At 67.2% G+C, this 17755-nt stretch carries 29 protein-coding genes; 10 read left to right on the forward strand and 19 right to left on the reverse strand.

All coding sequences use genetic code 11. From position 1 onward, the window contains the following. Positions 1-43: 43 nt before the first annotated feature. The 16 genes from V8J36_RS05340 to V8J36_RS05415 form a co-directional block, all read right to left on the reverse strand. Complete coding sequence (locus V8J36_RS05340; RefSeq protein ID WP_336466241.1) at positions 44-1372, reverse strand: S49 family peptidase; 1329 nt, start codon at positions 1370-1372, stop codon at positions 44-46. Further along, complete coding sequence (locus V8J36_RS05345) at positions 1369-2985, reverse strand: phage portal protein (protein WP_336466242.1); 1617 nt, start codon at positions 2983-2985, stop codon at positions 1369-1371. Before V8J36_RS05345 ends, V8J36_RS05340 begins: the two co-directional genes overlap by 4 nt. Then, entirely contained in the window at positions 2982-3200 is a 219-nt protein-coding gene (gene gpW / locus V8J36_RS05350) for a gpW family head-tail joining protein (RefSeq protein WP_336466243.1), read from the reverse strand. The genes V8J36_RS05345 and gpW overlap by 4 nt, the downstream gene beginning before the upstream one ends. Further along, a complete protein-coding gene (locus V8J36_RS05355; protein ID WP_336466244.1) occupies positions 3193-5187 on the reverse strand; it encodes a phage terminase large subunit family protein in 1995 nt (664 codons plus the stop codon). Before V8J36_RS05355 ends, gpW begins: the two co-directional genes overlap by 8 nt. Further along, on the reverse strand, positions 5187-5822 hold the full coding sequence (locus V8J36_RS05360) for a hypothetical protein (protein WP_336466245.1): 636 nt from the start codon (positions 5820-5822) through the stop codon (positions 5187-5189). Before V8J36_RS05360 ends, V8J36_RS05355 begins: the two co-directional genes overlap by 1 nt. Before the next feature lie 401 nt (positions 5823-6223). Next, complete coding sequence (locus tag V8J36_RS05365) at positions 6224-6961, reverse strand: hypothetical protein (RefSeq protein WP_336466246.1); 738 nt, start codon at positions 6959-6961, stop codon at positions 6224-6226. Next, entirely contained in the window at positions 6958-7554 is a 597-nt protein-coding gene (locus V8J36_RS05370; RefSeq protein ID WP_336466247.1) for a hypothetical protein, read from the reverse strand. Before V8J36_RS05370 ends, V8J36_RS05365 begins: the two co-directional genes overlap by 4 nt. Before the next feature lie 195 nt (positions 7555-7749). Further along, positions 7750-8397, reverse strand: coding sequence for a DUF1376 domain-containing protein (locus V8J36_RS05375; RefSeq protein ID WP_336466248.1), 648 nt, complete (start codon positions 8395-8397; stop codon positions 7750-7752). Further along, positions 8397-9005 (reverse strand): GapR family DNA-binding domain-containing protein, encoded by a 609-nt coding sequence (locus tag V8J36_RS05380; protein ID WP_336466249.1) that lies wholly within the window; start codon positions 9003-9005, stop codon positions 8397-8399. Before V8J36_RS05380 ends, V8J36_RS05375 begins: the two co-directional genes overlap by 1 nt. After that, positions 8977-9342 carry a helix-turn-helix domain-containing protein gene (locus tag V8J36_RS05385; protein WP_336466250.1) on the reverse strand — a complete coding sequence of 122 codons (366 nt, stop codon included), beginning with the start codon at positions 9340-9342 and terminating at the stop codon, positions 8977-8979. Before V8J36_RS05385 ends, V8J36_RS05380 begins: the two co-directional genes overlap by 29 nt. Beyond that, the gene (locus V8J36_RS05390; RefSeq protein ID WP_336466251.1) at positions 9339-9548 is read right to left on the reverse strand and encodes a hypothetical protein; all 210 of its coding nucleotides are present in this window, start codon (positions 9546-9548) and stop codon (positions 9339-9341) included. The genes V8J36_RS05385 and V8J36_RS05390 overlap by 4 nt, the downstream gene beginning before the upstream one ends. Continuing rightward, entirely contained in the window at positions 9545-9775 is a 231-nt protein-coding gene (locus V8J36_RS05395) for a hypothetical protein (protein ID WP_336466252.1), read from the reverse strand. Before V8J36_RS05395 ends, V8J36_RS05390 begins: the two co-directional genes overlap by 4 nt. Continuing rightward, positions 9775-10269: a YfbR-like 5'-deoxynucleotidase gene (locus V8J36_RS05400; RefSeq protein ID WP_336466253.1), complete on the reverse strand. Its 495-nt coding sequence runs from the start codon at positions 10267-10269 to the stop codon at positions 9775-9777. Before V8J36_RS05400 ends, V8J36_RS05395 begins: the two co-directional genes overlap by 1 nt. After that, complete coding sequence (locus V8J36_RS05405; RefSeq protein ID WP_336466254.1) at positions 10266-10565, reverse strand: hypothetical protein; 300 nt, start codon at positions 10563-10565, stop codon at positions 10266-10268. Before V8J36_RS05405 ends, V8J36_RS05400 begins: the two co-directional genes overlap by 4 nt. Before the next feature lie 286 nt (positions 10566-10851). Then, positions 10852-11244 carry a hypothetical protein gene (locus V8J36_RS05410; protein ID WP_336466255.1) on the reverse strand — a complete coding sequence of 131 codons (393 nt, stop codon included), beginning with the start codon at positions 11242-11244 and terminating at the stop codon, positions 10852-10854. Beyond that, positions 11241-11489, reverse strand: a complete 249-nt coding sequence (locus V8J36_RS05415; protein WP_336466256.1) for a hypothetical protein — start codon at positions 11487-11489, stop codon at positions 11241-11243. The genes V8J36_RS05410 and V8J36_RS05415 overlap by 4 nt, the downstream gene beginning before the upstream one ends. Positions 11490-11623: 134 nt before the next feature. Between V8J36_RS05415 and V8J36_RS05420 the strand changes: the two genes are divergently transcribed. From V8J36_RS05420 to V8J36_RS05450, 7 genes are all read left to right on the forward strand, one after another. Continuing rightward, positions 11624-11968, forward strand: coding sequence for a helix-turn-helix domain-containing protein (locus V8J36_RS05420; protein WP_336466257.1), 345 nt, complete (start codon positions 11624-11626; stop codon positions 11966-11968). 73 nt (positions 11969-12041) lie between these two features. Further along, positions 12042-12464, forward strand: coding sequence for a hypothetical protein (locus V8J36_RS05425; protein ID WP_336466258.1), 423 nt, complete (start codon positions 12042-12044; stop codon positions 12462-12464). A gap of 87 nt (positions 12465-12551) precedes the next feature. Continuing rightward, entirely contained in the window at positions 12552-12740 is a 189-nt protein-coding gene (locus tag V8J36_RS05430; protein ID WP_336466259.1) for a hypothetical protein, read from the forward strand. Then, on the forward strand, positions 12737-12964 hold the full coding sequence (locus V8J36_RS05435; protein ID WP_336466260.1) for a hypothetical protein: 228 nt from the start codon (positions 12737-12739) through the stop codon (positions 12962-12964). Before V8J36_RS05430 ends, V8J36_RS05435 begins: the two co-directional genes overlap by 4 nt. Beyond that, positions 12964-13107 (forward strand): hypothetical protein, encoded by a 144-nt coding sequence (locus V8J36_RS05440; protein ID WP_336466261.1) that lies wholly within the window; start codon positions 12964-12966, stop codon positions 13105-13107. The genes V8J36_RS05435 and V8J36_RS05440 overlap by 1 nt, the downstream gene beginning before the upstream one ends. A gap of 173 nt (positions 13108-13280) precedes the next feature. Beyond that, positions 13281-14213 carry a hypothetical protein gene (locus V8J36_RS05445; RefSeq protein WP_336466262.1) on the forward strand — a complete coding sequence of 311 codons (933 nt, stop codon included), beginning with the start codon at positions 13281-13283 and terminating at the stop codon, positions 14211-14213. A 91-nt stretch (positions 14214-14304) separates the two neighbouring features. After that, complete coding sequence (locus tag V8J36_RS05450; protein ID WP_336466263.1) at positions 14305-15501, forward strand: DNA polymerase III subunit beta; 1197 nt, start codon at positions 14305-14307, stop codon at positions 15499-15501. A gap of 11 nt (positions 15502-15512) precedes the next feature. On the opposite strand, the gene V8J36_RS05455 is transcribed toward V8J36_RS05450, so the two are convergent. Continuing rightward, positions 15513-15857: a hypothetical protein gene (locus V8J36_RS05455; RefSeq protein ID WP_336466264.1), complete on the reverse strand. Its 345-nt coding sequence runs from the start codon at positions 15855-15857 to the stop codon at positions 15513-15515. Here V8J36_RS05455 and V8J36_RS05460 point away from each other — a divergent pair. Beyond that, positions 15856-16563, forward strand: coding sequence for a hypothetical protein (locus V8J36_RS05460; protein ID WP_336466265.1), 708 nt, complete (start codon positions 15856-15858; stop codon positions 16561-16563). The genes V8J36_RS05455 and V8J36_RS05460 overlap by 2 nt on opposite strands. Here the strand turns inward: V8J36_RS05460 and V8J36_RS05465 are convergent. Both V8J36_RS05465 and V8J36_RS05470 read right to left on the reverse strand, forming a co-directional pair. Further along, positions 16539-16970, reverse strand: a complete 432-nt coding sequence (locus tag V8J36_RS05465; RefSeq protein ID WP_336466266.1) for a hypothetical protein — start codon at positions 16968-16970, stop codon at positions 16539-16541. The two genes, V8J36_RS05460 and V8J36_RS05465, sit on opposite strands and share 25 nt — an antisense overlap. 9 nt (positions 16971-16979) lie before the next feature. Then, entirely contained in the window at positions 16980-17249 is a 270-nt protein-coding gene (locus V8J36_RS05470) for a hypothetical protein (RefSeq protein ID WP_336466267.1), read from the reverse strand. A 68-nt stretch (positions 17250-17317) separates the two neighbouring features. Between V8J36_RS05470 and V8J36_RS05475 the strand changes: the two genes are divergently transcribed. Together V8J36_RS05475 and V8J36_RS05480 are read left to right on the forward strand one after the other, a co-directional pair. Continuing rightward, complete coding sequence (locus V8J36_RS05475) at positions 17318-17530, forward strand: hypothetical protein (RefSeq protein ID WP_336466268.1); 213 nt, start codon at positions 17318-17320, stop codon at positions 17528-17530. Next, on the forward strand, positions 17527-17709 hold the full coding sequence (locus V8J36_RS05480; protein WP_336466269.1) for a hypothetical protein: 183 nt from the start codon (positions 17527-17529) through the stop codon (positions 17707-17709). The genes V8J36_RS05475 and V8J36_RS05480 overlap by 4 nt, the downstream gene beginning before the upstream one ends. Positions 17710-17755: the final 46 nt, after the last annotated feature.

Here is a 17755-nt window from a genome sequence, read left to right on the forward strand (position 1 = left end):
GAAGGCACCACCCCGGGCGGGGTGGTGCGGGCTGACCATCAGGTCAGGCGGCGAAGCGCCGCTTCATGCGGTCGGCCATCGAGGCGCGCTGACCGCCACCGGGGGCCGCCGGCGCGATCGCGGTGTCGTCGCTGGCCATCAGGCTGTCGAGACGGCCACCGGTCTTGCCCGACTTCTCGAGGATCTTCACGGCGAGTTCGGCCCCGATGTCGGTGTCGAAGGCGAGGAAGTTGGCGAGATCCGCCCGCCCCTCGGCGTCCTTGCTCTGCATGATCGCAGCGATGCGACGGCGTGCATCGCCGGCGCCGGCCTGCGCGTCCGGCGCCTCGGTCGGCTTCTTCTTCTCGCTCGGGTCGGTGTCGATCTCGTCTTCCCCGACGTCGTCGGTCTTGTTGTCGTCGGCCATGGCGGCACTCCTTTGCGTTTGCGCGCGGCGTCCGCCGCCGCTGGTGGGAACATCGCGGTTCAGCTCCGCCACGAAGGCCGCGAAGGCCTCGCGCGGCTCTGCGACCTCGTCGGCGAGCCCGGCCCGCACCGCGTCCTGGCCCATGAACGTGGCGGCCTCCGTCGTGCGCGCGGCATCGGCGCTGAGCCGGTTGCCGCGGCCCGCGGCGACCGCCTCCACGAAGATCTCGCGCACGGCCGACATCTCGGCTTCGAACTCGGCCTGAACCGCTTCAGGCAGCGGCGCATAGGGGTTGCCGTCGACCTTCTTCGCGCCCGAATGCAGGAGCGTGATCGTCACCCCCGCCTCGTCAAGCGCACGGCTGTAATCCACATGCATCGCGACGACGCCGATCGAGCCGACGCCGCCGGTCCGCGGCAGCACGATCCGATGCGCCTGCGAGGCCAGCGCATAGCCGGCCGAGAAGGCATTCTCCGCGACGAAGGCATGGACCGGCTTGACCGCTGCCAGCCGCCGGATCCGCTCGGCCAGACCGAAGCAGCCCGAGACGGTGCCCCCGAAGGTGTCGATCTCGAGCGCGACGCCGCGCACCCGGTTGTCCTCCTCGGCCACATCGCAGGCAGCCAGGATGCCCTCGTAGGAGGTCTGACCGCTGGACTGTCCGATCCACGCCCCGCGGTGCACGAGAACGCCGGTGATCGGGATCACCGCCACACCGTCGCGCAGCGCGTAGCCGGACCGGAACCCGTCGCGGACGCTTTCCGTCAGCGACTGGTCGAGCAGCGAGGCGAAGGGCTTCGCGCGCCGGTAGACCGCCTCGGGCAACTGATCCTCGCCGCCCCGCACCTCAAGCTGCGATGCCCCGAGGATCCGAGGGCCGAAGCCCGCGGCGAATGCCTGCGCCTTGGCCGGCGCGACCAGGAGCGGCGTGTTGAAGGCCGCGGCGTAGACATGCGCGAAGGTCATCGGTCTGCTCTCCTGTCATCGTAGCTCTCGGGCGCCGCATTGTGACCGAGAAGCCGCGCGAAGCTCTCTTCGGCGGGGTGAAGCGTGCCTTCCGGCATCAGCGCGATCTCGCGCTGGATCTGCTCCATGTTCTCCAGGTGATCGGAGCCGGTCAGCTCCGCCGCCTCGTCCTCGAGCGTCGAGAGCCCGAGGGACACCCGCATCGCCGCAGCCTGGGCTTCCTTCACCGGGTCCACGAAGCCCTTGCCCGGCCCGATCCACTTGGCCCGGGTGTAGGCCGTCCAGTTCTCGCGGAAGTCGGGAGCACCGGGCGGCAGCCGGATGAAGCCGCGGTCGATCTCCTCCTCCATCCAAGCCATGACGAAGGGCTGGCAGAAGCCCTGGCTGAAGGCGATCCGCCGCTGCGTCCAGCTGCGCCAGATCTCGACGAGCGCGGCGCGCGCCGAGGAGTAGTTGGTTTTCGACCAGTCGGCCGCGAGCTGCTCGTAGGAGATCCCGAGACCCGCCGCGACGTGACGCAGCACCGCGCCTTCGAACTCGGCGAACTGCGCCGCCGGGCGCGCCGTCGGCACCACCCCGATCTCGTCGTTCGGATAGAGCTGGGTGATGCGCGCATTGCCCAGACGCACCCCGTCGCGCTCCTTGTAGTAGCCCGAGCGCGCCTCCTGATAGGCAAGGAACCCTGCCCCGTCGCCATCACCGAACATCTCATCCATGGCCTCAGGGCCCATCGGCGAGCGGATGAAGGCCGCGAGCACCGCATTGATCACCGCCGCCTGCAGCTCGACCCGGCCGTAGTGATCCTCCATCTTCAGCTTCTCGAGGATCGGTGCCAGGCGCGAGACGCCCCGCGTCTGCCCGTCCCGCAGCTTGTCGAAGAAGTGCAGCACGACCGGCCGCCCCCAACGCTTCTCCCGCGGCAGGCGCTTCCAGCTGAAGGCATCGAGCGAGGCATAGCCCGGCGTGCGGTGCGTCTCGCGGAAGTGGAAGAACACACCCACCCCATCGCCATCGATCTCGATCCCGCCACGCAGCAGGTCGGTGTCGGCCGCGTCGCCCGGGTTCGACAGCAGGTCCGCATCCATGACGCGCAGAACGGTGCGCGTCGGCCGCTCCGCCATCCACCCCACCACACCGAGCGCGTCGCCGTCGATCAGGTATGACCTGTAGGCCATGCCGAACATCTGCGAGACCGTCTGCGAGCGGGTCCGGTCGGCCATGCGGCGCGGATCGTCGGCATAGTTGCGCCAGCGCCCCTCGGCCTGCACCTTGAACTCGGAGGCCCACTCGACATCGAGGCCGAGCGCCTTCCAGTCCGGCTTGAAGAGCGGCCGGAAGCTGGCGCCGATGACCGCGTCGACTTCCTTGGCGATCCCCCCGGCGGCCCAGCCGTTGTTGCGCACCATGTCGCGGCTGCGGGCGACGATCTTGTTGCGGTTCGGCAGAACCTCTGCGTCCGGCCCGCGCAGCGACGGCTGGAAGTCGATCATCGCGTCCGACGCGTCGCCCCCGGCGACATAGGCCGTGCCACCGAAGCCCGAGTTGCCCATGCGGAAGGCGTCGGCGCCGGCCTTGGGCCGCACGTTGCGGATCCGCGGATAGCTCGTCTTCACGAGTACCGGACCCGGCGCGAGCGCGCGGCGACAGGCTGGCCGAGGTCGCGCTTCAGGCGGTTGATGTAGGCCACCAGCCGTGCCTCGGTCGACATGGTGTATTTCACGCTGTGCCCCTCATACCGGATCTCGACCTCCATCGCGCCGATGGACAGCCGGTGCAGCGCGTCCTCCGCTTCGGAGAGCCGCGCCTCGAGGACCGATCGGTCAGCCATTCAGTGCATCCCGCAGGCGCTCGGCTTTCGAGCGCAGTTTCTGTGTCTGCGCCGGTGCCGCGGCAACCGCCGGCACTGCCGCATCGAAGAGATCGCCCTGCGCCTCCGCCGGCGCACCGCCGCGAAGCTGCTCGAGTTCGTCCCACTGGGCGTCGGTCATCGATGCCCAGCCCTTCCGACGGGCCGCGGCCTCGGAATAGTTCATCGTGTCGAGACCCTCGTTGCGGCGCGACGGCTCGACGAGCTTCCACTGCGCCACCGTGACGCCGGCGCTGTTGCGTCCCAGGACCCGGACCTCTGAGGTCACCTGGCGGAAGTACTCGTCCCCGAGCCCGCGCGCGAAGCTGACATAGCCGCGCGCCGCGGGATCCTCCTTGGCCACGAGCGAGTAGAAGTCGACCTTCAGCTGGCTGACGTTGAGCATGAATGCCCGGCGCTGCGCCCGCTTGGCCTTCCCGTCGTTCCGGCGCTCGAACTGCATCGGCGTCAGGATCGGCCCGGTCTGGCTTCGTGCGCCCTTCACGATGATCACCCGCGACCACGGGTGACGCTTGGCCCAAAGCCAGACGTCGTCGGTATAGGTGCCGCCGTCAATCGCCAGCATGTCCAGCGCGAACACCATCCCGAGCTGCGTGCGCCAGGTCTGCTTCAGCACCGCGTCCAAAGCCTCGCGGCCCTCGTCGCTGCTGATGTGATACGGGATCACCCTGTAATCCACGGCCCAGCGACGACGATTGCGCCCATAGGCGACCACCTGAACCTCGATCCGGTCGTCCTGGCAGTCGACACCCGCCGCGAGGACGAAGCCCGCCGATGGCAGCACACCGCGCGGCAGGATCCCGGCATCCGGATCGGCGTTCTCCGCCCGGTTCCTGAGCCCTTCCCAATCCGGCGCATCGCTCGCGATCGCGAAGGGCAGGCCCAGCACGTCGTTCCAGAACACTTGCTCGGTCCGCGCCTCGACCTCCTTGCGGATCGCGTCTTCTGTCGCACCGGACACCTCGAGCCGCGTCCAGCCCATCACCTGCGCGTATTCGACAGCGATCGAGGCCCAATCCCGCTGCGGCGCATAGGCGCGCCAGAGGTGGAAGCCCGAATGATCGCCACGCGGGTTTTGCGCGACCCACTCGCCCCGTCTGACGATCCGCTCCTTGTCCCCGTGCTCGATCGCGCTGCCGCAGGCCTCGCAGGTGAAGTGCGCCGCGGCGAGCCGCTCGGGATCGAGGCTCGCCACGAAGTTTTCCCAGGTCAGCGGCGCCCGGTTGGCGCAATGTGGACAAGGCACATGAAAGAGCCGCTGGTCGCTCCGATCATAGGCTTGCGTGATCCGACAGGTCCCGCGCAGCAACGCCGTCGACACCCGCAGGATCTTGGCATCCTCGAAGCCGGCCGCCCGGCTCAGCGCCAGCGCCTCGGGATCGCCCTTGTCGGTCGCCTCGTACTTCGAGACGTCGTCCATGATCACCAAGCGCCGCGTGGTCCCGGTGAGATCGGCCGGCGAGCCCGCCGAGGCCACCTTCAGCGAGCCGTTCCGGTTCAGGGTCTCCTGGTTGAACTTCGCATCCTTGTTCTCACCCCGGCCCTCGCCGAAGATCGCGCGCAGGCCGGGCGCCTGCCGGCGCATCGGCAGCCACTTGTTGTCGACCCACTCAGTCGCGGCCGAGGTCGTCGGGTGGACCACGAGGCTGTCGAGCGGCGTGTACTCGTGCCAGGCACCCAGCGTGGGCTGGATGATCGACACCGTCTTGCCCCACTGCGCCGAGCCGCGGATCGTCACCTCGCGGCAGGGATGCTCGGGCGAGAGTACCTCGTGGATCTCCCGCAGGAACGGGAAGCGATCAATGCGGAACGGGCCCGGCATCGGGCTGCGGGCATCGAACTCGATATTGTCCTCGCACCACCGGGTGATGTCCGGCGGCGGCGGCGGGCGCATCGCCGCGGCGGCCGCGCGGGCGACGATCTGCTCGGCCGAGCCTAGGAAACCCATCAGATATCCGCCTCGACCTCGGCCGGCACCATCGCCGCCTCGACCGCGTGGGCATCGAGCGCGGTCGCGCGCTTCGATCGATGCTCGCGCCAGGTCTCGACGAGGATCTGGCGGGCCGTCTTGAAGTCCACACCGAGCCGGTCCGCAATCCGCCGCGCGCCTTCCTTCAACACGGTCTCGAACTCGGCCAGCTCCTGCGCCAACACCTTCCCGATCTGGCGCTCCGCCTCGCTGGCGAGCAGGAAGAGCCCTTCGTCCTGCGCATTCTGCCGCCGCAGACGCCGCGCTTCCTCTTCGGCCTTCTGGGTCCGCGCGATCTCGTAGCGGTCGCTCTCGAGCGGCACGGCTGGCGGCGACGCCTCGACCGGCGCCTGCGGCGCAGCAATCTGCGGCCCGGTCGGCAGCTCACCCTGCCGGATGCCTGCGAGGGCGCGCCTGGTCGCGGCACCGTTCCCGAGCATCTGACCGCGGTCGAGCCGGCGGCCGAGAGCATCGGCGCAGCGCCCGAGATCGAAGACCCGGTGGCGGCCCGCGCCGCTGTAGCAGCCGTCGAGTTTGCCGCTGGACACGAGCTGGCTGATCCGGGCTGGCGTCAGGCTCAGCTCCTTCGCAAGGCCGGTCGCGTTCAGCTGCATGTCGTGCTTGAGCCCCTCCGTGCGAGACCTCCCTTAAGTTTAGGCTTTCCAGTTAGTTAAGCGGCGCAAAATGCATGCGCTTCGCCGCCCCGTATACGGCCCGATGCCCGGAAGGACCCGGAAAGCGGGGGGGTGCGGCGCCCCGACCGGTCCGATCCGGGGTCCGGAGGGGGTCGGCGGGCCTTCCGAGGGGGTCCGACCACCCCTCGGAAGGGGGTGACCGGGGTGTGGCGGCCCCGATCCGGCCGATGCCGGGCAGGTCGAGGGAAATGCGCGGCATGACAGAGGGCCAGAAAGCACGGCGCCCGCTCGATCTGGGGGATCGGCGGGCGCATGTGTAGATGATGGAGATAGAGATGCCTTGGACGGACTTAAGCGTCAAGCCCCTTTCGTAAGCCGACTTACATCCGGCTTAAGATCGCGGCCAACGCAACGCGCAGCGCGTCGCGGTGGTCGCGCTTCTCCGCCCAGCCATGAGCCCGCAGCACCTGGCTCAGGCTGTGATCCCCGAGGCAAACCATGTCCACCAGGTCACGGCAGCGGATGGTGCGAGCACCTGCGCCGCCCCTCTTGGAGGGCCGGACGCGGCGCACCTCCATCGCGAACCCGTCACCAATCCGCTTCCGTATCCCCTCCAGCTCCAGCCCATCCTGGATGAAGGTGTCCATGAACGAACCGCCCCCGCTCGCCCCCCTGCGTCCCTCCATCGAGGCGCACTTGATCCCGGCTCCACCCCGCTTCTCGACCAGTGCTCGATAGTGACGCGCGACCGAGATCTGCCCTGGTGTGAACGGCGGCACGAATGGTTGCTCGATCACCTCGCCCTTGGCCGTGGCATACGACAGCCGATCCGCGCGGTGCCGACGGCGGGCGGCTTCCTCCATCGCATCGAACACGTCGGCCACCGTAAGCGTTCGGCGCGGCGCCGGTTCCCGCGGTTCCCAATGCCCGGCGCGAACCGCCGTCCCACCGACAATCGCACGCTGCATTCCGACGACAAAGCCTGTGGTGCGCGCCGGGGCGAGCGGCACAGGCCCGACGTCATCCGGCACCGCCGCGCGCTCGAGCACGTCCTGGACGCGCCGAGCTTCTTCCTGGAGGCGCCCGGCGCCAGACCCAAAACCTTTTGCCATGATCACGCTGCACTGCCCTCTCGTTTCTTGTTGCCGCCCTCGACGATCTCGAGCGCGACGGCCTCGTCCCGTCGGTGGGCTTCGAGCCAAGCCGTTTCCTCGGCCGAGGGCTGGACCCGCTCGCTGATCAGCTGGATCCGCCGGTTGTTCTGCTCGGACCGCTCGGCGATCCCGCGCTTGTCGATCGGCCCAGGCGGGACGCCGCGATGGATGAGGAACCGGTAGAGCTCTACCAGCGTCCCATCGGCCGCGGCCTTGGGCCCCTCGATCGACGCGAGCCAGCTGTTGAAGATCCGGGACTCGCGCGCCGGCGGCGCCTGCAGGCTTGCCGCCATCTGCCGCACCAGCACCTCCGCCGGCCAATAGCCGTCGCGGCTGGCCCCGATCAGCACCTCGGCAAGCGTCATCAGGTTCTCGGCCAGCATGTACGCGAGCCCCTCGACCAGCCGCTTCTTCGTGGCCTCATGGACGTCGGCAGTCACCTTGCGCGGCCGCTGCAGCCCCGCCTGGTCCAGCCGCTCGATCAGCAGCGCGCGCACCGCCGCCCGGCCCGTCATGGGCTCGACCGCCACCGTCCCTTCTTCCTGCTTCTCAGCCATCCGTCCTCTCCGCTTGCGCCCACGGCGGGCGTGAAGATGTTTCTTGTTCTTTCCGGTTTGGGTGTTGTCCTGTCCTGTAGGGCAATGACACCGAAACCCCCGAAAAATGGGCGCCTGCTGCGCCTCGTCTGACTGTCAGCGTGCTGTCATCTGACTGTCAGATGACTGTCAGGCTGACACCTCCTGACACCTGCTTCACGAGCCACCAGCCTCACCGATCCGGCCCACGACCTTCGGCAGCGCGCCGAGGACGTCGAGCGCTGTCGCCACGTTGTCCGTCGTGCAGAAGCTCTTGTTCCGCGTGAGATAGTCAGCGATCTGCGTGACCAGGTAGTCGTTCTCGGCCAGCTTCTTGCGGTGCAGCTCGGCGAGCTTCTTCCGGATCCTGGTCTTCAGCTGGTAGCGGCTGCTCTCGGCTCGCGCGTCGTCGCGACCGCGCTTGCGCTTGAACATGTCGAACGCGATCTCGGCGACCATGCGGTGCCCAAGGCGCGGTCCGTCGCGGCGAGCGTCCGCGTCCTCGATTTCGACGGGCATCCAGCCGTAGAGCGCGCCTTCCCTTGCCCGGCGCCAAGCGGCGACGTCGGTGCCGTAGCGTGCGAGCTGCGCGAGTTGGACGTCATCATCTGGCAGCGTGCCGGCCGGGTCCTGCTTGAAGCTCTCGGACCAGAGCAGCATTGCGGTGAACCCGTCGCCGCGGCGGTCGTCTGCGCAGACATGGGCCGCAAAGCGCGAGGACAGCAGGCGGTTGATGTAGAGAGGAATCCAGTCGTGGTTCGAGAGCGTGTCGCCGAACCGCATCGGATAGACCCAAAGCTCGAAGTCGTCCCTGCTGCCTTCCATCACGACATCCCCAGTGCGGCTTTGTAGAGCTCGAGGATCGCCTCTTCCTCGTCGATGTCGTTCTGGTCGCGCTTCCGCAGGGCGATGATCTTCTTGATGATCTTGGTGTCGTAGCCGCGGGCCTTGGCCTCGCCCATGACATCCTTCTGCTGCTCGGCAATGTCCTTCTTCTCGACCTCGAGCTGCTCGTACTGCGCGATGAACTGGCGCAGTTCGTCGGCCGTGCCCTGGAAGATCACGTTACTCACGTTGCGGTCCTCCTCGGTCTGCTTGACGGGGATCCGGCCGGCGCAGAGGAGCGAAGTGGTCTCGTCCTCGGGCGGCAGCTCGGAAGAAGGGAAAGCCGGAGAGTCGGCGCCGCCGAGCGGCGACTGCCCCCAGACCTCGCGCTTGCCCTGCTCGTTGGCGGGGCCGACGACGCGCTCGCGCTCGAGGCGCTCGACCAGGGCCGCGGCCTTGTTGTAGCCGATCCCGAACTCCTTCTGGAGCATCCGCGTGCTGCAGCGATCCTCGCTGATCACGAGATAGGCCGCCTTGCGGTAAAGCTCCTCGGCCTCGGCGAAGGCGGCGGCCTTCGGGCTAAGCTGCTGCGTGGTCGCTGTCGTCATCCTGCCCCTGCCCTCTCTGCGCGCGCTCTCTGCGGAGCGTTTCCATGTCGAGGCCGCAGCGCGCGACCTCGGCCCTGATGCCGTTGCTGACCGTGGTGTGGTCGCGGTTCATCGCTTTCGCGATGCAGGCCGGCGAGTAGCCGAGCTGCCAGGCGCGGAACATCGCCCGCTGCCGCACGGCGAGCACGGCATGATCGCGCCGGGATCCCATCAACCAATCGAGCGGAATGCCCGTCTCGGCGACGAAGGCGTCGAGCACCATCCGCACGCCCAGCTCGGGCACCGCTGCGATCAGCGCGGCCCGGTCGTCTTCGGTGAAGATGCCCGGGGCTGTCATGACGCTGCCCCGCGATGGAGGCCCAGCTCGCGCATGCGACGCGAGATCCTCGCCAACTCGGCCGCCATCTGGGGCGGAACCGGCCCGTGGGCGAATGGGCGCGCCGGGCCGCCGGGCACCTCGCGATTGCGCAGGGCGAAGAACATCACGCCCGCGGTCTGGCTGAGTTCGAGGTCGAGAGGGCCGACGCGAAACCGTTCCTTCATGCCGCCACCTTTCGACGCTTCCACCAGCCCGCGGGCATGCCGCCGTCCCGGTTCTCGGGCTTCAGGCAGTGGCAGGGTCGCTCGTCATGTCGGATCCGGTGCAGTGCGCCGAGCACCGCGTTGCGGGACCGGCCGATGCGCTGCCCGATCTCTTGGCCGGTGAACCCAGCATCCCAGAGAGCCAACACGCCGAGAAGGTCCTCATCGGTCATGGGAAGCATCGGCATCACAGCACCCTCCCGATCAGGCCGATCAGCAGGTCGGCGCAACCAAGTTGCCAGGACGCTTCCTCGAGCCGCTTCGCCGCAGCGATCCACTCCGCTTGCTGGAGAAGATGGGGCGCCACGTGACGGACATGCTCATACGCCGCCAGCCGGTCGGCGAACTGCAGCCAGGCACGATCCTCCGAGGACAGCAGCGGCGCCACGCATAGCTCGCGCAGCGCGGCAGCCTCGACCTCGGCATGGGCGGCGGCAACCTCGGGATGGGCATCCTTGAACGGACCCGGCAGATCCCCTGCGTAGGGTTCGCCGCAGTCGTGATGGGCGGCCGCTCGGATCAATTGCATCCCGGGGTTCGGGTGCATCGACAGCAGGATCTGCACGACGCGCCCATGATGTTCGGCCAGCGTCTCGCGGATGTGCGCGAGATCGGGGTTCGCGTGCCACCTAGTGCAGTACCCGCCTCGCAGGATCTCTCGCAAGCGTTCGGCGTGGGTCATCGCGCACCCTCGAAGTTCAGGGCCGCGGGCTCGTTGCCGTGCGTCGCGTGGAAGCCGAGCGGGTCGAGATCTTCGTCAGTCCGCCTGATCTGATCGACCGCCTGCCGGAACGAGGCGCTGTTCTCGAGCTGCACGGACCGAAACCGATCCGACCAACCTTTCGTGACGACGACCGCGCGGACATGGGTCACAGGAAGGTCGAGCGCCCGTGCAGCGTCGGCGATCGTGCAGTTCCAGCCGATCGCGCGGCAATGCACCCAAAGGCGGAACGCGGTGGCCTCGCAACGAGCGTTCATTGGCGGGCCTCCCCGGAAAGCGCGCGCGAGCCGAAGCCCGCGCGCCAGTCCAACAGGGAGGCTCTCGGGGCCCGGTCGGCGCGCCACAACGAGGGTGCGCAGCTGCGCACCGACCGGCTGGCCGCTCGATTATCACCCCGCACGGCCAGTTGGGGAGCCGCAACGCGCGATGGCGTGCAGCAATAAAGGCCCCGGGCGGCAGACGCCGCGCCGGGGGAGTTGGCGCCGAGAGGCTGTCCGAGCAGGACATCGGCGCGATGCAAAAGCTTTTGCGCGGGGTTCGGCATCACGCCTCCCCCATCATGTGCGCCAAGAACTCAGCGCCCCACAGGTCCGCCGCGATCAGCAGCGTGTCGCCCGAGGGCTTGTGCAGGCCCTCGAACCAGTATTTCGCGCACTGGTGCGTGACGCCGAAGGCGACGGCGGCCTCTTCGGCGCGGCGGAAGTGCTTGCGCACCCAGAGTGACCATCGCTCGGGCATCTGCGCCCTGATCGCGAAGGGGTCATAGCCCTCGATCAGCCCCGGCGCGCGGACGAAGCCGTGGGCGGCGCGGACGGCTGCGCGCCCCCGGCCCCGACCCGAAAGCAGATTTTGACGCGGATCGGGCCTGACGTCTTGCGCCGCGCCGGGCGAGGACGGGCGGAAGGCAGCAGCGGAGGTGCGAAGTGAACGGGTCATGCGGCGTCGCCTTCAATGTTTCGGGGTGGCTCACCAGGCAAGAACGAGAAGATCTCTTCAGGGCAGGCCACTCCCTGCTCTGCGCACATGTCGCGGATGATGACGTACCAACTGGCCGGGAACGCACCGAGCACTGCCGCATTGCTGACAGCGGTTGGGCCACGGCCAACCCGCGACGCGATCTCTTTTCTGCCGAGCAGATCGCAGATGTCACCGGCGGACAGGGGGATGAGGCGCTGTTCCATACCCCTCCATATTCCACATAATCTGGAACGTCCAGATCCAGTCAGCACGCGAGTTCAAAATATTTGGATTTTGCTACCTTCGGCCCATGACACCAGATCAGAAAGAGCGGCTAGCCCGCACTAACGATACCGGCTTGGAAGCTTCGGCGATCCGACTTCGCGCCGCGCGCAAAATCGCGCAGAAGGAGCAACGAGACATGGCCCAGGAATGCGGCGTCTCGAACACCGTCCTCAGCAATGCCGAGAATGGCCTGACCTACCCATCGCGCGAGATCATGAGCACCTACTGGCGCGGATATGAGATCGATTTCAACTTCCTGATCAACGGTTCGTTCAACCACCTCTCGCCCGACTTGCAAGATCGGCTTTTCTTCGCGCTCGAAGCCGCAACCAGTGAATGGGATCGAAAAGAAAGTTCAAATCGATCCCGATCCGCAAAGCGATCCGGCCAATCCCAAACACAAACCAGCCAGGCATGATCGCTCCCGTTCTCCTTACGTTCATGTTTGGTTGATTCTGCAACTTCGTCAACCGCGTTCGGGTAAGTGATTGATGTCAATATTTGATTGGCTGTTCGGAAAGCCCAACCCACGCCCTCAAGGCCGGCATGCACATCTTGAAGGCGATGGGTTATTCGGCTTCGAGATTGTGGGTGAGGCCGCCTACCAGGCCGAGCTCGCCAAGATCGCCGGACCCAAGAACGCAGAGGGGCACGAGCACTATGCTTTGGCCGAGCTCAAGCCGGAGCTCTCCAATCCCCACGACAAGAACGCCGTGGCCGTTCGGATCAGTCACCTCACTGTCGGATACCTCGCACGGAGCGACGCCGCCAAGGCGACTGCGAAGTTGAAGAAGCTGGGGCTTTACCACCATCACCTCACGGTCGACGCGGTGATCGTGGGCGGGTGGAAGCGCTCGCGCGGACGAAGTCCGTCGGAAGGGAGCTACGGAGTGAAACTAGACCTGTCACTCTAGGCTGTTCAGATTATCTGGAATTTTTGGTTTGTATTCCAGATTTATTGAATTATGGTCACTCCATCACCCCGATGGAGGCCCCGAGCCATGACCCACAATCAAAACCGCCCGCCCAGCCCCACCGCTGCGGCCGCGCGCGCTCTGCTGACCGGTCCCTACAATCCGACCGCCTCCGGCGCCGAGGCGCGCCGCGAGGCGATCCGCGTCCTGCACGCCGCCCGTCGCCCCGACAGGCCGCGCTTCCGCGTGCCGCCCTCGCGGGGTGACGCGGCATGAGCTGGGCGCATCCACTCGACGAGAACGGGCGCCGGATCCCGGCCGTCGGTCGCAGCGCAGCCACCATGGCTGCGCTCCCCGCCCGCCGCGAGATGCACCCGGCCGCGCACACACGGGTGGTGCTGGCTACTGTCTTCCTCGCCACCATGGCGGCTCTCGGCATCGCCGAGGGCACCACCGCCGCGTTCACCGCCGCCAACGCGGCCCGGCTGGAGTCGCGCTGATGCTGGCCCGCTTTCTGACCCTGCTCGACGACATGGATGACGAGGACCGCGACGACATGCTCGACACACTGGCGATCATCGCCCTGATCGTGATCGGCGGCGCCGTGATCTACGCGGGCGCCCGGCTCGCGCTTCTCCCCTGACATTCCCATCCGGTGCAGCCCCCAGCGCCGGTGCCCGCAGCGCCTCCCCCTCCTCGAACGCTGCGGGCTGATCATCGACCCACCACTCACGGAACGGGTCGCAACGCCCTGGCGGCATGAGGCGGCGCAGCTGACCGCCGGGGCACCAAACGCTTTTGCAGCGAGAGGCCGAGATGCTGGACGAACGGAAGACATCCGCTGACACCGCCCGCGCCGACGCGGAGGCCGCCCTGCTTGAGCACGGCAGCATCTTCCTTCTGCAGGCCGCCAGCGCCTTGGCCGACGCCGCGATCAAGCTGCTCGAGCGCGCGGGCAGCGGCACTGCGAGCATCGGCCTGGGGCAGAGATGCCTCACGCTCCGGATCGACCTGGACGCTAACAGTGCCGAAGGCACGATCCCCGCTCCGTCGGGCTGCACTAAGCACCCGCCTTTGGAGGCTGAGCCGCTGGCTTCAGTCGCTGTCAGCATTCCGATTTCCGCCCCGGCGCCGACCTACGTCACAGGTCCGTTCTCTGACGCCGAACTGGCGACCATCGACGCGATGTTCGACACGGCGACAACCGCCGAGATCGCGCAGGCACTGAACCGGCAGATGGCGCCGATACGCTTCGTGATCAATCGCCGGATGGCCGCCAAGGCGCGCCTGCAGGGCGAGGCAGAGGCGCAGCAGCGCGACACGGCCGCAGAGGCGGCGGAGGCCGAGCTGGCAGTCGAGACCTTGCCCGCGTCCGAACGCGAACCGGAGGCACCCGCTGATGTCCCCGAGCCCACGCCGCCTGCGCCCGTCGAGCCGTCCCAGCCAGCGCCCGCACGCGATCCCGTCGCGTTTCTGAAATCCGCCATGGCTGAGGTGCAGACCGAAGTGACCGAGCCGACCCCGCTGCAAGCGCATCTGGCCAAGCGCAGCATGAAGGGCTGGAGCGCCGCGATGGACCTTCAGCTGATGGAGATGTCCTTCGAGGGCATCGGCCAGGACGTGATCATTCTCGAGCTCGGCAAGTCCAAGGCCGAGATCCGCGAGCGCTTCGACAGCCTCACCTGCATGCGCAAGTTCAAGATGGCCGAGGTGGTCAGCGAGCTGCAGCGCGCCAGCCGCAAGCCCTGATCTTGGGCGCCCTGCCGCATGGCTGGTGGATCATCGGGCTCGCGTCTCTCGCAATGGCCTTCTGGGCCGGCTTCTTCATCTGGATCCTGTCATGACCAATAACGCATCGACCGAAACACGGCCCGCGCCGATCGCTGTCAGCTTCGCCTCCTCGGATCTCCGTCACGCCGCGCGGCTGCTGCGCCTGAGCTGGACCCGCCACAACACGACCCCGGTCATCGCGATGGTGCGTGTGGTGCTCGACGGAGCCAGCTCCAAGCTGTCGGCGACTGACCTCGACAGCCAGATCACGGTCGAGATCGACGCCGAGATCAAGACGGCCGGGACGTTCCTGGTCCATCTGAACAGCCTCGCGAGCATGGCCGAAATGGCCCGCGGTCGGATCAGGATCCGGCAGGAGCACCAGGCTGGCGAAGCTGGCAAGGCGAGCTTGAACCTGCTGATCATCGAGGATGACGACACGACGATCCGTCTGGTCGATCTCATCGAGCCGAGCGACTACCCGGCGATAGACGCCGAGCGCATGCGGACCGATAGCCGCTTCGCCAAGGGCGCGGACTTCGAGATGGCGCAGGGCGAGCTGCTGCGCATGCTGAAGCACTGCCGGCACTGCATCAGCACCGAGGAGACGCGCTATTACCTGAATGGTGTCTACCTCTGCCGCAAGCCAGAGGCCGGCACGCTGCGCGCCGTCGCGACTGACGGGCATCGGATGTGCTGCGCCGACAGCGAGGTCGACATCGCCGGCTTCCCATCCACCGGCGTCATCGTTCCAACCCGCGTGGTGCGGGCGCTCGAGGCAATCCTCGACAGTCCCGCCAACGAGCCCGTCCGGCTTGAGGTCGGGGAATGCCGGATGATCGTGACCGCCGGGCGCGTCCGGCTGACGACCAAGACGATCGACGGCACATATCCCAGCTACGAGAAGGTCATCCCGGAGCGCTCGACCCGCCTCCAGGCGCATCTTTCACGCAGCAGCATCGACAAGCTGCTCCGCGTCGCCGGCGCCCTCGGTCATTCAAAGATGATCAATCCCGCCGCCAAGCTGATCCCATCGAAGCAACGGATCGAGATCAGCAACCACGAAGGCTCGGACGCCTCGGCCCCAGCGCAGGTCAGCGCTGATCCGAACATGGCACCGGTCGCTTACAACCTGCGCTACCTCGCGCAGCAGGCGCGCGTGACGCCAGAGTTCACGCTCAGCACCGGCGCGGCGGGTGACCCCGCCATCATCCTCGCCCCGAACGCGCCCGATACCCTGTGGGTGCTGATGCCGATGAGGGCGTGACCATGGTGGACCTACCCCGAGTCCTGCGAGGTCCGATCCTGGCGCACTTTCGCCTCGCGCTCGAGCGCGCACATCTCGCACAGCAGCTCCGGCACCAATCGAAGGTCCATCGCGGCCCAGCGCAGTTCGTCGGCGCACAGATGGTGAACCCTGACCGTTCGGAAACCTGTGTTCATGACGAGTTTTGGATGCAGCATCGCCGCCGGCGCTCGGGCCCAGTCTGCTATCGCCGCCTGCAGTTCCAGCTCGTAATGGCGGTCGCAGACATGCAACTCGCCATTGTGTTCCAGTTCCATGATGTAAATCCACTCCTCCGCCGCGACGCTAGCGCCGCGCGTCGAGTCGGAGAAGAGCATGCTTGACGCCACCGCCTACGACCGGCGCGCCCTCCGCGTCCTGATCGCCTGCGAGACCTCCGGCGTCATGCGCCGCGCCTTCGCCGCCCGCGGGCATGACGTGTGGTCCTGCGACCTGCTGCCGGCCGAGGATCGATCGAACCGCCACCGGGTCGAGGACGCGCGCGACGGGATCCTCGAGGAAGGTTGGGACCTGCTCGCCGTCATGCACCCGCCCTGTACGCGGCTCTGCCGGTCCGGCCGGCGCTGGATGTCCGGCCCGGGGAAATGGACCGAGCCGAAGCAACTGCCGCGCGGCCGCACGGTGGCTGACCTCCGTGCGGAGTTCGAGCTGGGCGTCGAGCTCTTCACCGCCTGCTGGCGCGCACCGATCGAGCGCGTGGCGATCGAGAACCCGGAGATGAACGATCTGGCCAAGGACCGGATGCCGGCAGACCTGCCGCGCCCACAGATGGTGCAGCCGTTCTGGTTCGGTGAGCCGGCCTACAAGAACACGGGGTTCTACCTGCGCGGCCTGCCCGCGCTGGAGCCGACGCAGATGCTCCAAGAGCCCGAGCGCGGCAGTGATGAATGGAAGGCGTGGAGCGCCATCCACCGCGCGCCGCCCGGGCCTAATCGGTGGAAGATCCGCAGCAGGACATTTGAGGGCGTGGCCGAGGCCGCGGCCGATCAGTGGGGCATCTATTCGACGGGAGCCTGCGTATGAATGCGTTGCCATGCCATGACGAAGCCCCGCATGCTCGCAGTCCGCTGCTCAGGAACATGCATGATGGCGCGGGGTTCGAAAATTATTGCCGCTTCACCATCCTCAAGGATGAATTGATCTCGGAGGCCGATGAGCCGGGCAAGATCATCGGGGGCGTCGATCAACTCAAGACTGATCATCCGACCCGTTTTGAGTTGCTGTGTGGTGTAGCACCCCACGTCACAGATCCGCTTTCCGCCTCGAGAGATGTGAGCCACCATCTTTCCGCCCCGTTCGAATACTTGAACTCGCCAACCATGCTTAGGGGTCATAGTCCCGGCGTCAAAGTCTTCCAGCGCCGAACGGCGCATTATTTGCAGCCAGGGCACACTGGCCAGGATGGCGAGGATCAGGTCGCTCCCCGCCACCTGTCGGAGTCAATAGTTGCCGGGCGGATCGCTGGCAGGAAACGACTCGTCGCTTTCCTCGTCTTCCTTACTCCACCGCTTTGGCGGGTCCTCCATTTGGCCCGGACCAGCATCTCGGACGTGCTCATGCCCCGCCGGCTCGATCTCGTCAGGCGGCGGCTGGATGTCGTCGGCCCGCCCGGGCTGCTTGCTATTATGATCGGTGCGATGGTTCGGATCGAAGGTTCGTTTCGATGCAGGGTCGCTGCGAACCTGGCTCTGGTTGATTTTCTCGGTCATGGGGTCCTCCTCTTTGGATCAACAAATCTGACCGCGGGGTGTTCCTGCATCTACCGGGGGCGCTTCGCATGACCGACTGGCGCAACCGCCCCCTCCTGCCCGCCGACAACCAGGTGCGGCTCTCATTCTGCGAGGGCTCGGTGAAGCTCGCCGTGGCCGAGCGCTACGCCCGCATCCACCCCGACCTGTCGTTCGACCCCGAGCGGGTCACGCTGCAGATCAGCCTCGGTGGGAAGGTCAGCGCGACCGCCGTCGGGCTGCCGAAGGAGGTGAAGGGGTGAGCGATCAACCATTCGTCAGCGCCGCGCGCGCCCAGACCATGCTGCGCGACTTCGACGCGCTCCGGCAGGCAATCCACCGGCACGATAGCTTTGCGGCCGAGGCGGCATGGGATCGCTGCGAGCGGTGGGTGGATCAGCTGCGACCTGTCACGAGCGCCGCTAGAGCGAAGGAGGGGTGAGATGGGCATCCATGAGCTGCTGCCGGACCTGAGCGATGCCATGACC

It is taken from the genome of Frigidibacter sp. MR17.14 (assembly GCF_037095735.1).
GTDB lineage: Bacteria > Pseudomonadota > Alphaproteobacteria > Rhodobacterales > Rhodobacteraceae > Frigidibacter.